The organism is Pseudomonas sp. FW306-02-D09B (assembly GCF_058782685.1).
Map to the genome: position 1 here is coordinate 544634 of NZ_JBYSXY010000001.1, position 14092 is coordinate 558725.

At 54.8% G+C, this 14092-nt stretch carries 12 protein-coding genes, 2 pseudogenes and 2 riboswitches; of the genes and pseudogenes, 6 read left to right on the forward strand and 8 right to left on the reverse strand.

The window, feature by feature from the left end; all coding sequences use genetic code 11:
* Nucleotides 1-317 precede the first annotated feature (317 nt).
* Both AC3WK5_RS02595 and AC3WK5_RS02600 read left to right on the forward strand, forming a co-directional pair.
* Nucleotides 318-1478, forward strand: coding sequence for an ATP-binding protein (locus AC3WK5_RS02595; protein ID WP_103314657.1), 1161 nt, complete (start codon nucleotides 318-320; stop codon nucleotides 1476-1478).
* Between the two features lie 571 nt (nucleotides 1479-2049).
* On the forward strand, nucleotides 2050-2766 hold the full coding sequence (locus AC3WK5_RS02600; protein WP_103314655.1) for a DNA-binding protein: 717 nt from the start codon (nucleotides 2050-2052) through the stop codon (nucleotides 2764-2766).
* A gap of 364 nt (nucleotides 2767-3130) precedes the next feature.
* On the opposite strand, the gene AC3WK5_RS02605 is transcribed toward AC3WK5_RS02600, so the two are convergent.
* From AC3WK5_RS02605 to gbdR (AC3WK5_RS02620), 4 genes and pseudogenes are all read right to left on the reverse strand, one after another.
* Nucleotides 3131-3319: a secretin GspD/PilQ domain-containing protein gene (locus AC3WK5_RS02605; RefSeq protein ID WP_081013821.1), complete on the reverse strand. Its 189-nt coding sequence runs from the start codon at nucleotides 3317-3319 to the stop codon at nucleotides 3131-3133.
* Nucleotides 3300-3521, reverse strand: a pseudogene (locus tag AC3WK5_RS02610) (type IV pilus secretin PilQ); the annotation flags it as partial. The pseudogene AC3WK5_RS02610 and the gene AC3WK5_RS02605, both read right to left, overlap by 20 nt.
* Before the next feature lie 311 nt (nucleotides 3522-3832).
* The gene (gbdR, locus tag AC3WK5_RS02615) at nucleotides 3833-4936 is read right to left on the reverse strand and encodes a choline metabolism transcriptional regulator GbdR (protein ID WP_103314654.1); all 1104 of its coding nucleotides are present in this window, start codon (nucleotides 4934-4936) and stop codon (nucleotides 3833-3835) included.
* 417 nt (nucleotides 4937-5353) lie between these two features.
* Complete coding sequence (gbdR, locus tag AC3WK5_RS02620; RefSeq protein ID WP_103314652.1) at nucleotides 5354-6457, reverse strand: choline metabolism transcriptional regulator GbdR; 1104 nt, start codon at nucleotides 6455-6457, stop codon at nucleotides 5354-5356.
* A gap of 431 nt (nucleotides 6458-6888) precedes the next feature.
* Here gbdR (AC3WK5_RS02620) and AC3WK5_RS02625 point away from each other — a divergent pair.
* Nucleotides 6889-7253: pseudogene (locus AC3WK5_RS02625) on the forward strand (NAD(P)(+) transhydrogenase (Re/Si-specific) subunit beta); the annotation flags it as partial.
* A gap of 99 nt (nucleotides 7254-7352) precedes the next feature.
* Here AC3WK5_RS02625 and AC3WK5_RS02630 read toward each other — a convergent pair.
* Nucleotides 7353-8321, reverse strand: a complete 969-nt coding sequence (locus AC3WK5_RS02630) for a DNA-binding protein (protein ID WP_103314651.1) — start codon at nucleotides 8319-8321, stop codon at nucleotides 7353-7355.
* A gap of 182 nt (nucleotides 8322-8503) precedes the next feature.
* On the opposite strand from AC3WK5_RS02630, the gene AC3WK5_RS02635 reads away from it, so the two are divergent.
* Complete coding sequence (locus AC3WK5_RS02635; protein WP_103314648.1) at nucleotides 8504-9484, forward strand: site-specific integrase; 981 nt, start codon at nucleotides 8504-8506, stop codon at nucleotides 9482-9484.
* A gap of 47 nt (nucleotides 9485-9531) precedes the next feature.
* On the opposite strand, the gene AC3WK5_RS02640 is transcribed toward AC3WK5_RS02635, so the two are convergent.
* Complete coding sequence (locus tag AC3WK5_RS02640; RefSeq protein ID WP_103314646.1) at nucleotides 9532-9876, reverse strand: cupin domain-containing protein; 345 nt, start codon at nucleotides 9874-9876, stop codon at nucleotides 9532-9534.
* 154 nt (nucleotides 9877-10030) lie between these two features.
* On the opposite strand from AC3WK5_RS02640, the gene AC3WK5_RS02645 reads away from it, so the two are divergent.
* On the forward strand, nucleotides 10031-10513 hold the full coding sequence (locus AC3WK5_RS02645; RefSeq protein ID WP_256585101.1) for a LysE family translocator: 483 nt from the start codon (nucleotides 10031-10033) through the stop codon (nucleotides 10511-10513).
* Nucleotides 10514-10719: 206 nt separating this feature from the next.
* Here the strand turns inward: AC3WK5_RS02645 and AC3WK5_RS02650 are convergent, their stop codons facing one another.
* Nucleotides 10720-11277 (reverse strand): ester cyclase, encoded by a 558-nt coding sequence (locus tag AC3WK5_RS02650; RefSeq protein WP_103314644.1) that lies wholly within the window; start codon nucleotides 11275-11277, stop codon nucleotides 10720-10722.
* Nucleotides 11278-11380: 103 nt separating this feature from the next.
* Between AC3WK5_RS02650 and AC3WK5_RS02655 the strand changes: the two genes are divergently transcribed.
* Nucleotides 11381-12304: a LysR family transcriptional regulator gene (locus AC3WK5_RS02655; RefSeq protein ID WP_103314641.1), complete on the forward strand. Its 924-nt coding sequence runs from the start codon at nucleotides 11381-11383 to the stop codon at nucleotides 12302-12304.
* Nucleotides 12305-12307: 3 nt separating this feature from the next.
* On the opposite strand, the gene AC3WK5_RS02660 is transcribed toward AC3WK5_RS02655, so the two are convergent.
* On the reverse strand, nucleotides 12308-13315 hold the full coding sequence (locus AC3WK5_RS02660; RefSeq protein ID WP_256585100.1) for a sodium:calcium antiporter: 1008 nt from the start codon (nucleotides 13313-13315) through the stop codon (nucleotides 12308-12310).
* A gap of 18 nt (nucleotides 13316-13333) precedes the next feature.
* Nucleotides 13334-13494: riboswitch (yybP-ykoY riboswitch) on the reverse strand.
* Between the two features lie 374 nt (nucleotides 13495-13868).
* Nucleotides 13869-14043, forward strand: a riboswitch (M-box (ykoK) riboswitch).
* The last annotated feature ends 49 nt before the right edge of the window (nucleotides 14044-14092 follow it).

The following is a 14092-nucleotide window of genomic DNA, read 5'->3' on the forward strand; positions in this document are numbered from 1 at the left end:
AGAACGTTGGAACGTTTTCGAGGAATTGGCGAAGGAGGGGACGAGTGCGCCATAGCAAACTCCCCAAATGAATCGGCCGTATCGATGTAGCGCATGGCCGAATCCGGGTCTGACAGTTATCGGATATTGCTTTTGTATCGAACCGTAGAGGTAGAGTCAGTTGACATAGGACTATCAACACCGGGTCCAGACCTATAATGGTTTTTGAACGCTGACAGAACAGCTACCGTCAACGCCGGCTGGACGCTGATACAAAGTCCCGCTCAAATTAGGCTTCAAACTCTTTGATTCCCTATAGATCTCATCAAAGGCCAGCAATGTCCCAGAAAAATTTTTACCGCCGCCGGGCGCTGGCTGCACGGCTTACTAAGCTGATAACGCAAGTGGCAGTGGGCAGTGCTGCTGCGTCAGGTGTCTTCCTGACAGCGCCACGCCGAACCGGGAAGTCCACTTTCGCCCGCGAAGATTTGAGGCCTGCCTTGGAAGAGGCGGGAGCCATTGTGTTGTATGCCGATCTTTGGAAGGACCTGACGACAGAGCCAGGAGCTGTCATCGTCGAGACTGTCCGAGAAGCTATTGGACGTGACGAGAAACTCATGAGCCGATTGGCGATAGCTCCCGGGCTGGAACCGGTAAGTGTCGGTCGCGTGAATTTCAACGTGAACAAAATTGGGCTCGGGAAAGAAATCGGTCTCACCAAGGCATTTGAAGCGCTGTCCGATGAGGCGAAAAAACTCATTGTTCTGATAATCGACGAAACTCAACATGCGATCACGACAGACGAAGGCGTCGCAGCGCTCTTTGCGCTAAAGGCGGCCAGGGACGAACTTAACAGCTCCAAACATTATGGTCTTCGCATCGTTTGCATCGGATCAAACCAAAACAAGCTTGCCATGCTTCGCAATAGCAGCGATGAGGCGTTTTTTGGGGCCTCAATGCTGCAGCTCCCAATGTTGGATGAAGACTTTGTTGACTGGTATTGCAAGGCGCTTGACCTTCCAAATAATCTCGACCATTCAGATGTATTCCAGTTGTTTCAAGAGAGTGGTTATCGGCCCGAAATTCTCAGCGCAGCCGCAGACGGTATCCGTTTCAATCTCACCGTCGGCCCTAAAGCCATCCTGGTGCGTTTTGCCGATCTTGTCCGAGCGCAAGCGGAAGCGCTCAATGCGAATCTTAAGATGGTGATTCATAGCCTCACACCGATCCAGTCTGCCGTCATTTGTGTGATGGGTGCAAAGGGTGAGGGATTCGCGCCCTTCGAATCTTCGACTATGGAGTTGTATGCCAAAGCGATAGCGAACGCTGGCATAGCCACAAGCGAGCCGAAGGTCGAAGTGCCAGATGTGCAGCTAGCGCTCATGGCACTGCAGGAAAAGAAGCTGGTTTGGAAAACTTCTCGAGGTGTCTATACGATCGAGGAGCAGGAGATAGTAGACCTTCTACGCGAAGATGGTCTGTTGGATGACCTAGTGTGAACCTCATCATTATCGTTGTGGCCGTGGAATTGGTGAGTTGCCACGTAGAGCCGCTTTGACAAATTCCGCCGCAAGTTCAAGGCTTTCACCATCATTCCGGTGGTTCCATTTGTTTTGGTGTTGAAGTACTTTGAAAGTAGCGCCTAGATCCCGCAAAAACGATCACTTCAATCGTAATACCGGAGTTTCGTGTACGGCCGTTTGACCTATCAAAGTAAACCCGCGCAGGAGGTCTGAACGATGACTGATAAGCCCGTTGGATGTCGTCCCTATAGCCGGTTTGAAGATGGGTACGAGGATCTTCCACTCCAAGCTCCACAGAGGGATAACGATTTTTGCATCCACGAATCAGCTTGGGGCAGGGGATAAGGGGCGTGTCCGAACGAATCAAACGTATCTTCTTGAATCTGAGTTTTTCCGTGGCACTCTTGGATATCACCGTTCTGTCCCACCCAGCCAGATTTTTAGCTCAGACCGAGTGAGCTGATCATTTACGCTTGATGAATCTGATGACGATTAGAGTTTGGTAATCCAGACTAGATGGATTCAATTCCAAGGGCAGGGTGAACACATGGCTGATCCCAAAATCAAAAACGTTACCGCTGACCGGGTTTTACACGCAGTCACCGAGCTGAAAAAGCAAGGGCTTAAGGTAACTGTCGGAGCCGTACGCGCGCAGATCGGTAGTGGTTCGTTATCAACGATTTCAAGGTTTCTCAAGGATATTCCTTTAACACAGAAATCTAATGTTTCACCAGAAGAATACCTCAGTCAATTTCCTGAGCGACTCAGAGCGTTGATCCGGTCTATGTACGCCGAAATGGCTGAAGCGGCAAGCTCGGTAACAGCTGAGGAACGTCGAAAAATTCAGGAACTCGAGGATAGGCTTCGATCTAGATGGGCTGCAAATGTGAAAGACAAAATCAGGGTCTCGCGCAGATTAGAAGTTGAGATTAAACACGGCGTAGAGGTTAGAACTGAACTCAAACAAGCGACCCAGAAGATTTGGAATGATCAAGAGCTGATCAATAATCTGACCGCACGCATAGCAAAAGCTGAATCTGAAAATAAACAGTTGCGGGAGCTCACAGTGAAGCTGGAGAAAATCAGCGATAACCTTAAGAGACAAATCGAGCATTTCGAGCAACATACTCTGCAACAGAGACGCGCGGACAATCAGATGCACTTACTCAAAGTCACAAAGCTTGAGCAGGACCTGGCGAACAGCCAAGCGCGAGTGATGGATCTGTCGATGGAGCTTGCAAAAACGTCAAAGCGCGATAAATAGGCGTGAGCATCACTGAATGAAAGAAATATCCAAAATGGGGTAGCAAACCTAGATTTGGATATTTAGTGTCCAAAAATTTGGATGTTTACTTCCGGGTACTCGGGTACCAGCGACAGGAGGAAAGTTCCGCTCAGACACATGATTTAACATAATATACATTATGCGCCTATTCGCATTCTTACGTGGGAGGCTCGGGTGGTCACATTTGAAGCCTGGCACTGTCTCTCACCGGCGTTTTCGCGGATGCGAAAATCAAAGCCCTCACAACCGGATTCTGACGTTTCCCTCAGCTGGTTGGCCAGATCCGTGGGAATGGCATTGTACAGATCGATCAGACCATGCCTGTTTCCAGGCAAGCCGGCGATTAAACGCAGATGCCCCTCAGGATCATATTCAGTCCTTGGAAAACGAGGGTCAGCCTCAAAAGCACAAGCTCTGTACTGCTTGATACCGTCGAGCTGCTGGTAAATAACCATTTTAAGCCTGGAATCTTGCCCAAAAACGGAACACTTTTAATGACTGTGGTATCGACGTCAGAATAAATCCCCCCCAAACAATGGTCTGGCCGAACGGAGTAAAAACCGGGAAGTCAACGAGGTTGTGTTGATTGGCGGCACGCCGTTCGTGGTGTAGGGATAATCAGGCTCATTCTTTGAAAGAATGACATCGAGCAGCACACCTTTACCGTTAACGATCGGCGTCACGTCAAGCGACAGTGCAGTCTCCTCAAAAGATGTAGACGTTGATCCTTCACCGGCTGATTGCTGATAAGGAACTTAGGATCCTTTAACTATCTTGGCTTGATGACGGTCGGAAGTATAAACACGAGGGCTGGAAATTACCTTGCCCCTGCCCTCCTGTACCATAGCTGAAAGCCTGACATCGAGAAATTACCGTTGGTTGTACTTTCTTGTAATTGCGGTAGCCGTGGCGGGAAAAAATGCGCGCGGGTTCGCGCTAACACCAGTCGGTGAGTCAATTCTGTTTTATGTAAGGCAACTGAAGCAGCATGCAAGGGAAGCTCTGGGGTACTAATCGATACCCCAGAGTTTTGCGTGATATAAATCTATACCCGGACGCTGGCAAAGGTTGATTCGTTGCGGGCCTGGCTGAGCGTCGACATTGCTCTAGATAATGGTGACAGTACCAAGGCTTGTGGCAACGGAATCAACGCCACTTGTTGCGCGGTGTTGGAGCCGACGCGCTCGTCGCGTGGCGGAATGCCGTAGTATTCGCGGTAGCACTTGGAGAAGTGTGGCGTAGATATGAACCCACAGATAGACGCCACTTCAATGATCGACATGGGTGTCTGCTTGAGCAACTGCCGCGCACGCACCAAACGCAGTTTCAGGTAATAACGCGACGGCGAGCAGTGCAGGTATTTCTGGAACAGCCGCTCCAGCTGACGACGTGAAACAGCGACGTACACCGCCAGTTCATCGAGGTCGATCGGCTCTTCAAGGTTGGCTTCCATCAGCGCGACAATTTCCTGCAACTTCGGCTGATTGGTGCCCAGCATGTGCTTGAGCGGCACGCGCTGGTGATCCTGTTCGTTGCGGATGCGCTCGTAGACAAACATTTCCGAAATCGCTGCCGACAGTTCGCGGCCGTGGTCGCGGCTAATCAGGTGCAGCATCATGTCCAGTGGCGCGGTGCCGCCGGAGCTGGTGAAGCGGTTACGGTCCAGGGTGAACAAGCGAGTGCTCATCGCCACCCGCGGGAAAGCTTCCTGCATCGACGCCAGACATTCCCAGTGCACGCTGCAATCGAAACCGTCCAGCAGACCGGCGCAGGCCAGGGCCCAGCTACCGGTGCAGACGGCGCCAAGGCGGCGCAACTGACGGGCCTGGCTTTGCAGCCACGACACGTGTTCACGGGTTACGCTGCGTTGAATGCCGATGCCACCGCAGACAATCACGGTGTCCATGGGCGGGGCTTTGTGCATGGACGCATCCGGTGTGATTTGCAGGCCGTCACTGGCCCAGACCTGACCGCCGTCAGCGGTGAGGGTGCTCCAGCGATACAGCTCACGACCCGATAGTTGGTTGGCCATGCGTAGCGGCTCGACCGCCGAGGCCAGGGAGATCAGCGTGAAATTGTCCAGCAACAGAAAGCCGATGGATTGAGGGATGCGGTTCTGGGGTTGGGCCCCGGAGTTTTGCGACATCATTGAGGTATCTCCTCACACAGGACAGATTACGGCCCCAGACGCAGGCTCTTTTTATTACCTGTCCAGCAAATGGCGGGCTACTGGCAACGACGTGAGCAAGCGTCATGCCAAAGTCAAATTGAGCTCCAATGACTTTTAGAAATTAACCCCCACCATTTTTTGATTATAGAAGGTCGCAAGAGCAAATAGTTACAAGCGGAAAGGCTGAGTTAGCACCATTGTTCATGAACAGTGAGCAATTCCGTACTATTAGGCACTACCATCCCTCGCCGGATTGCAGTGCAGGTGCCTTCAAGCACCCGGTAACGCGGGTCAGCAACTTATGCGCCGCGCTTTCCAGGTGAGGCCCGACAAACTCATGCACCCAAACTTCCTTGAAGCGTACTGACTTGCGCGAGGCCAGTGCATGCCTGACATCTATATCCGGACGCTGGCAAAGGTTGATTCGTTACGGGCCTGGCTGAGCGCCGACAGCGGTCGGGACAACTGCGACAGCACCATCGCTTGCGGGATCGGCATCATCGTCACTTGTTGCGTGGTGTTGGAACTTACACGCTCGTCGCGTGGTGGAATGCCGTAGTACTCGCGGTAGCACTTGGAGAAGTGTGGCGTGGACACGAAGCCACACACCGAGGCCACTTCGATGATCGACATTGGCGTTTGCTTGAGCAACTGTCGGGCGCGGATCAGCCGTAGCTTGAGGTAGTAGCGTGACGGCGAGCAGTGCAGGTATTTCTGGAACAGCCGCTCCAGCTGACGCCGCGACACGGAGACGTACACCGCCAGTTCGCCGAGGTCGATCGGCTCTTCTAGGTTGGCGTCCATCAGCGCCACTATTTCCTGCAACTTCGGCTGATTGGTGCCAAGCATATGCTTGAGCGGCACGCGCTGGTGATCCTGCTCGTTGCGGATGCGCTCATAGACAAACATTTCCGAAATTGCCGCCGACAGCTCACGGCCGTGATCGCGGCTGATCAAATGCAGCATCATGTCCAGTGGCGCGGTACCGCCGGAACTGGTGAAACGGTTACGGTCCAGGGTGAACAGACGCGTGCTCATGACCACCCGCGGGAAAGCTTCCTGCATCGCTGCCAGGCACTCCCAGTGCACGCTGCAATCGAAGCCGTCGAGCAAACCGGCACCTGCGAGGGCCCAACTGCCGGTGCACACCGCGCCCAGGCGTTTGGACTGACGCGCCTGACTCTGTAGCCATGATACGTGCGCGCGGGTCACCGTCTGCTGAATGCCAATACCACCACAGACGATCACAGTGTCCAGAGTCGGGGCTTTGTGCATGGCGGCGTCAGGGGTGATCTGCAAGCCGTCGCTGGCCCAGACCTGACCTCCGTCGGCGGTTAGGGTCGTCCAGCGATACAGCTCGCGACCGGACAATTGGTTGGCCATACGCAAGGGTTCGACGGCGGAAGCCAGAGAAATCAGTGTGAAATTGTCCAACAGTAAAAAGCCGATGGACTGAGGCGCATGGTTCTGGGGTTTAGTTCCGGAGTTGAACGTCGTCATCGCGGTATCTCCTAACACAAAGCAGGTGAATGGCCTCAGGCAGAGGCTCTTTTTATTGCCCATTCAACCAAAGCTGGGTGGGCTTTTTGTAATTGCCTGCAAGAGTCACACCCAAGTTAACTGGACCTTTCCACACATTCAAAAAACGACACCGCGATGTCTCTATTTGGAGGGTCGCAAGGGCTTGGGTTAAAAGTGGAAAAACCTGAGTCAGTGCCTCTGCTGATAGGCGGTGGGCATTACGGTAGCAGTTGTAGGAAAAGGACTCCCGGGAACGACAACGTGTTTGTCACCGACACGCAGCGGTCGGTTTTCAAACAACACATCTGCCCATTCCTGATCCAACACGAACCGAGCAAAAAACGCTTGCTGATCCCCCAAATGCACTGACGAGCAAAAATGCTTTGAATGCGACCATCACCCCTACAGCCCGCCCGGTGAAATCCGGTTCGGCGGACGACGCCACTTTCCTGCTGACCAACGCCGACACCGTGATCATCGTTCCAGGGTATTCGAGATGGAAGACATCAACTCCGAGTTCGGCCAGGCCGATGTGGTACTGGTGCTCGGCGCCAACGACGTGGTCAACCCGGCAGCGAAGAACGACCCGAAATCGCCAATCGCCGGCATGCCGATTCTTGAAGCGTTCAAAGCCAAGACCATCATCGTCAACAAGCGCTCGATGGCCAGCGGCTATGCCGGCCTGGACAACGAACTGTTCTACCTGGACAAAACCATGATGGTCTTCGGTGATGCCAAGAAGGTCATCGAAGACATGGTTAAAGCCGTCGAGTAAGCTCCCCACATACATTCTGCGAGGGCTATGCTTTCGCAGAATGTCGTGCGACCTATCCAGAATCGGTCGATAGCGGCCATAGGGAAAGCTTGATGCACCTTAGCCATCGACTTTTTTTGCGATAGTTGCTCGAGCAGCATCCAGCTCTTCTGCCAGTTCGTTCGCCTCTAGTGATCTCTTCTCCAGAGCATCAGCCAGCTCATTAATGTTGTGCTGCAAAGTGCTGACCTGATCCAGCAACACCTGTTTGCCACCCTCGCCTTGCGCGACCAGGGTTTTGAGCGAGTTTATTTCACCCGTCTGGCGCTCCTTGACCAATTCCTGATCCAGATACGCCTTCTGCTGCTGGCGAGCTTCTGTTAATAAACGCTCGTTATCCCGATTCAACTGAGTCAGCTCATCCTGTTTGATGATGAGAGTTTGCTGTAGGTGACGCAGCTCCATCTGGATCTGCTGCAACTGCCCTTCATGGCGGCGTTGTTCCTGCTCGCGCTGCTCCTTGATCGCTCCACGGTAGTGCTCTAGCGCATCACGTGCGTGCAGGTGTTTCTCCTCCAGCGAACGAATCTGTTCGTCTTTCTCTTTCAGTCGCACTTCAATATCCAGATTGGACTGACTCAGCCGGGCATTGCGGGTTTGTTCGGCCTGTAATGTCGTACGGCAGGTCTGCAGTTCAGCTGACTCCGTATCCAGGGCGCTGCACTGGATATCGAACTGCTGCTGGAGTTGTCGCAATGCATCTTGACTGGCCTGAAGCTGTTCGAGTAACTCGCTTTTCTCGGCCCGCGAAGCCGCCAGTGCCTGTTCAATCTGCTCCTTGCCCTCCTCTGCCAGGCGCTGCGCCACCCGCGCCACCAACTCGTTCAATTCGTCACTCAGCCCCTGTTGAGGCGCTTTTCGGCGCTGATCAACCTCATCCAGCTCCTTCAGATAACGATGAATTGTGGTTTTCGAGCCGGTATTTCCAAGCTCAACCCGTACGGCATCAATGCTCGGATTCTCTCCGCGAGCCAGCAGCGCCTCGCGTGCTTTCTGCACGATTGCCTTGTTTACGCCGCCACGGGCCATTTTTTGCTCCTACGATTTCGTACTGTTTTACATACCATGTATTTACGTTCTATTTCCGTGTGAAGTAAAGGCCTATAAAACCGCAGTCATCTGATAAAATAATTGAGCGTTATCGCATCAGATAGGCAAAAATCATCTTTTCCAAGGTCGGAAAAGGTACGTTCGCGGGGGGATGGGTCGAGATGAACAAGGTTGATCGCTACCTGCAGGCTGGTACTCGGGAAAACACCCGGCGCAGCTACCGCGCCGCAGTGGAGCACTTCGAAGTGACCTGGGGCGGGTTCCTGCCCGCGACTGGGGACAGCATCGTGCGCTACCTGGCGGAATACGCCGACCAGCACACCGTCAGCACGCTCAAGCAGCGTCTGGCCGCCCTCGCCCAGTGGCATATCACCCAGGGCTTTCCCGATCCGACCAAGACACCGGCCGTGCGGCAGATGATCAAGGGCATTCGGGCCTTGCATCCCGCCCAGGAAAAGCAAGCGACGCCCCTGCTCCTGCAGCATCTGGAACACGCTGTTCAGTGGCTGGAGCGAGAGGCGGAACAGGCCGCCGCGCGGCACGACCTGACGGGGATGTTGCGCAGTCGGCGGGATATTGCGTTGATGCTGATCGGGTTCTGGCGGGGTTTTCGCGGCGATGAGTTATCGCGAATACAGGTGGAGCACACCCAGGCGCAAACGGGTGTGGGCATCACCTTCTATCTGCCGCACAGCAAAGGCGATCGCCAGCACTTGGGAACGACCTTTCGTACACCGGCCTTGAAGAAGCTCTGCCCCGTCCAGGCTTATGTGAACTGGATTACCGTCGCCGGCATTGCGCGAGGGCCGGTCTTCAGAAAGCTCGATCGTTGGGGACACCTGGCGGAGGATGGCCTGAATGCCAACAGCCTGATCCCTTTGCTGCGTCGAGTGTTTAGCCGAGCAGGCGTGCCCGGCGAGCTGTACACCAGCCACTCATTGCGCCGAGGGTTTGCGACCTGGGCTACCGCTAATGGCTGGGATGTCAAAGCGCTGATGACGTACGTCGGCTGGAAGGACATGAAATCGGCCATGCGCTATATCGACACGGCCGATTCATTTGGGGAATTGGCTATGGAGCATTCGCCCTCTCCTTCGCCAATGCCTCGAAAACATTCCAGCGTTCTCGCCGAAAAGCTCTAGGAAGTGGCATTAATTCAGGTTGCCTGATAATCGCTCAACAGCTGACCTCACTCCTGCCTGACAATATCGACCGATATCTCCACCGCCGCAATCGTTCCTCTGTTCTCAAGCCAGTGCGTGGTGTTCCTGTCCTCGGGCCAGCCCACTCCGGGCCCATAGTCCGTGGCGACTCCATTTCGATGGTCAGTGATCGTGCCTTGCAGAATGTAGACGGTGCCCGGTCGGTCTTTATGGTTGTGAACCGGCCCGAAGACGCCTCCAGGCTCGATGGTCACCATACGCATTCTAAGCTGACGCCCTGCCATGCCCTCGATCTCTGGGCCAAGGTCAACCGTGGCAAGTAGCTTCACCGCAACGCCTTTCGTTTCAGGTGCAACCTGTTCGTTGCTCATCGTGTTCTCCTCTCTGTGCAGACAGGGACTAACTGGAAGTAGGCCCCCAAAAGGTTAACCGGGTATCCCATCGTAACGCTTCGGGCCATAACTTCGCTGATGTCGTTGGCTATATTCGCCTCACCCAACAGCACGAACACTGGATTCTTACACGATGGATGCATCTACCCTTTTCCTCTACATCATTACGGTAAGCGTGGTCATGATGACGCCGGGACCCTCAATGCTCCTGGCGCTGAGTAATGGCGCCTCTAAAGGTATGCGGGTGGCGTCTTTCGGCATGGCAGGCGCGGCATTGTCGGATCTTGTATTGATTGGTGCGGTGGGCTGCGGTCTGGGCGCCTTGCTTCAAGCCTCTGAGCAGTTGTTCATCCTGGTGAAATGGGTAGGCGCCGCCTATCTGCTCTATTTGGCATGGGTACTCTGGCACGCGCCGACACGGGCGCTCTCCGAGGCGTACACGCCGAGTGCGGCAACCGGGAGGTCAGCCTTCCTGCGAGCGCTCCTGGTTGGCTTGTCCAATCCCAAGGGTTTGCTGTTCTTTGCGGCCTTTCTACCGCAGTTCATCCGTCCCTCTGAGCCCATCGCCCAGCAGTATGTGCTCCTCGCCATAACCAGTGCCTTGGTCGATGCGTGATGATGAGCATGTACGCGTTTGGTGGACGACTCGCCATGCGCCGGTTTTCCTCGAAGGTCATGCAGTGGATCAACCGCAGCTGTGCCGGAATGCTTGCTCTACTCGCGCTGGGCCTGACCTTGTACCGGCGCAACCCGTCGCATTGATGTTCAAGTGAGCGCGTGTCCGACTGCTTCATGGCCACGCGCAACGATCTCCTGATCCCCTTACTTCACCATGCCGAGCTGTTGCAGCAGGGTCAGGTTATCTTCGAGGTGCCAGTTCTCGGCGATACGACCCTCGACGACGCGGTAGATGTCCGCCGCGATGAAATCGATCGTCTGCCCTGTGCCCTGAACGCCCTTGAACTGGCCAGTAAAGTGACCGGTGAAACGCAAATGCGCGATGACCCGGTCGCCGACCACCATCATCTGTTCCACTTCGCACTGGATATCAGGAATCGCCGCGTGCATGGTTTTCGATGCCGCGATCGGTCCGGTAATGCCTTGGGGGCGACCTGGCGGCAGTGTCGAATCCTTGAAGTCGGGTGCCAGGGCGGCGCGAGCGAGCGCTTCGTCGCCGGTGGTCCAGAACGTGCCGTAACGGCGTGCGGCCAGGATCTGCGCGTCGGCCTGCGCCTTCGCAAGACTATGGTCGACGATCACCGTGCGGGGCTGGACGAGCGGATCGGTCGCGGCGAAGACGGGGCTTACCGCGATGGCGAGCAGGGAAGAGAGCAACCAGCAACGTGCGTGGGTCAGGCGTGCAACGGGGAAAAGTGACATCAGGAGTCTCCAATCGTTGATTGATGTCGCCATTCTGAGCAGTTCCAGTTCATTTGATAATTGACGTACTATTTGAATCACTTTCAAAAAATATCGAAATATCATGGGCTACCTGGGCGACATCCGGCTGTTTGTCGAAGCAGCCAATCTGGGCGGTTTGTCGGCCGCTGGTCGCAAACTCGGACTATCCCCCGCTGCCGCGAGTGCGCGCCTGGTCAAGCTCGAGTCGGTGTTGCATACGCGTCTGTTCGAGCGCACGACACGCCACCTGCGCTTGACGGATGAGGGGCAGGCGTATTTGGCCTATTGTCAGCAGGCACTCCAGGCACTCGACGATGGCCATGCCTTTCTACAAGCCGGGAAAAGTGTCGTGGGGGGGAAGGTGCGAATTTCCGCGACCTCGGATTTTGGTCGCAACGTACTGAAGAACTGGCTTGACCAGTTCAACACCCAATACCCCGAGGTGAAGTTCGCGTTGGTGCTGTCGGATTCGCTGTCGCATTTGCTGCAAGACGATATCGATCTCGCCATCCGATTCGGTGTGCCGCCGGACAGTTCCTTCGTTGCCCGGCCCCTGGCACCCAACCGGCGCGTGTTGTGCGCGTCGCCCCGGTATCTGGCAAAGCACGGCGCCCCCGAGCACCCACGGGATCTGGAGCGTTTCGACTGTATTGTCCTCAACTCTGTTGCTGGGCCGGCGAACGACTGGCGCTTCACCCGCAATGGCAAAGTTGAAAACTATACGGTCCCGCTCGCAAACGCTCGCGAGACGAATGACGGCGCGGTCGCCCGAGAGTGGGCAGTTCACGGTTACGGCATTGCAATGAAATCGCTGTGGGATATTGGCCCGGACCTGCGAGCAGGACGCTTGAATATCCTGTTGCCGGAGTGGCGAACTGCGGAGGCGCCGGTACATGCCCTGTATCAACGCAACCGGTACATGGCGCCCCGCGTACGTGCCCTTCTGGATTTTCTGGTCGAGCGCTTTGCAGAAGAATCCAGCCACCTGGACGACTACTTGAGCTGACAGCTAAGCCAGATCAAGAACCTTCAAAAGGACTGCAAAGAGGATGTACAGCAACACCATCGATGCCAATAGCCAGCGCGAGATGATGCCCTTTCGGAAAGCGAAGAACATGACGCCGACACCTATCAAGGTGATGATCGCCGCCAGAACCAGCGACGTGTCCAGCGCCCAAGGCGTAAAGAACAGCCCGAATGCAGTGGGCACTGTGGCCTGAATCATCATGGCGCCACTGATGTTGGCCAAGGCTAGTCGGTGTTTACCCTGGCGGACCCAAATGATCGCATTCAGCGTTTCAGGTAGTTCGGTAGCAATCGGGCTGAGCAACAGGGCCAGCAGTTGAGGGTGGATACCCAGCATGGGGCCCAGGGCATCGAGTTGTCCGACAAAGAAGTGAGAGGCCGCAAAGATAACCGCCAATGCAATAAGCGTTTGAATCACCGCCGCCGAGGTCGACGGAGTCGCTTTGCCTGGCGCAAGTTTCAGGGGCTCGAGTTCATACTCTTCTTCATCCTGCTCACCGCGCATTTCCTTCCAGAAATACGCCGCATAGGCCGCCAGGAAAAGAATACCCAACCAAGGTTTGTAGGCAAACACGACAAGACCGAGCGCAATCTTTGCCACAAAGATTACGAGGAACCATCCTTGATCGCGGCTGAGTCGTTTGAAGTCCTGACGGATGGCCTCGGTATTCGCCAGGCGCTGACGACACACCAGCAGCGTCACGCCGACTACCGCATAGGCGATCGTCGCCAAAACCAGAGGGCCGCCAAGTGCAGCACCGACGCCGAGGGATTTCTGCTCTGGCGTGTCACCAAACACAACGGCAATAAACGTGATGACGCTTTCCGGTAATGCCGTACCAAAGGCCGCCAGAATGGACCCCGTGGCTTGTTGCCCGACCGCAAGTTTGCGACCGACCCACTCGATGCCATTAACGAAGTATTCACAAGCCAGATAGATGACAACCGCGGAGCCCAACAGCAACGCAAACGTCATGGGCATAGAATGCATGAGGAAACCTGAGGGGCCGGACACAAGAGCCAATGGTTCAGACACCCGCGTCCGACCCACAGACAGGTATCTTCACCAATGGTCTTGCCAAGTCATATGACCGGTCACGCCATGGCTTGCGAGCCAAGTATGTTGACGTGACCCCTTCCGGAAACGAAGGCGGCTACTCCCCAAGGGAGCGGCGATCCTAAAGACCAGGTACTAATGCGTCAACGGCTTAGTTGCGAGTTTTCAAACTCTGAACCTCATTATTTTGCTGCAAACTCATATATAGCTAGAGCGTGCGGCACTTTAAACGTTTGGTGCAAGTATTTGTAACATGCTATGTCTTGAAAGACCTTCAGCATCACTTTCTGAATGAACGCTGAACACTATCGATCGAGTGGGTTACAGCAAAAGCAATCCCTCTTATTCTTGTTCCGGAAGTAATCCTTCAGGGAGTTATCAAGTACCCTTTAATGGCAATTGTTATTCAGGAGGTCATTAAACAGCAGCAAACTCACACCGGCGCTGCCCGACTCCAGATCGGCACCGCCCTGGTTTATTTAATGTTGCAGTATCTCGTTCGGCGAGGCTCCTGTACAAACACAGGTCACTGATCTGACGACGTCGAGAGACGCCCAAGGTTAAGACAGGCTCTATCGGATTAAGGTTTAGCCCAAGTGACTTCCGGCCAGCATGGCCCGGATACGTTGTACAGTGCCAAAACCTAGACGTGGAGATCGCTTTCTGCACTCTCTTCTCTGGTTTACGCCCCTGTGTGAGATCTGTTTGTGG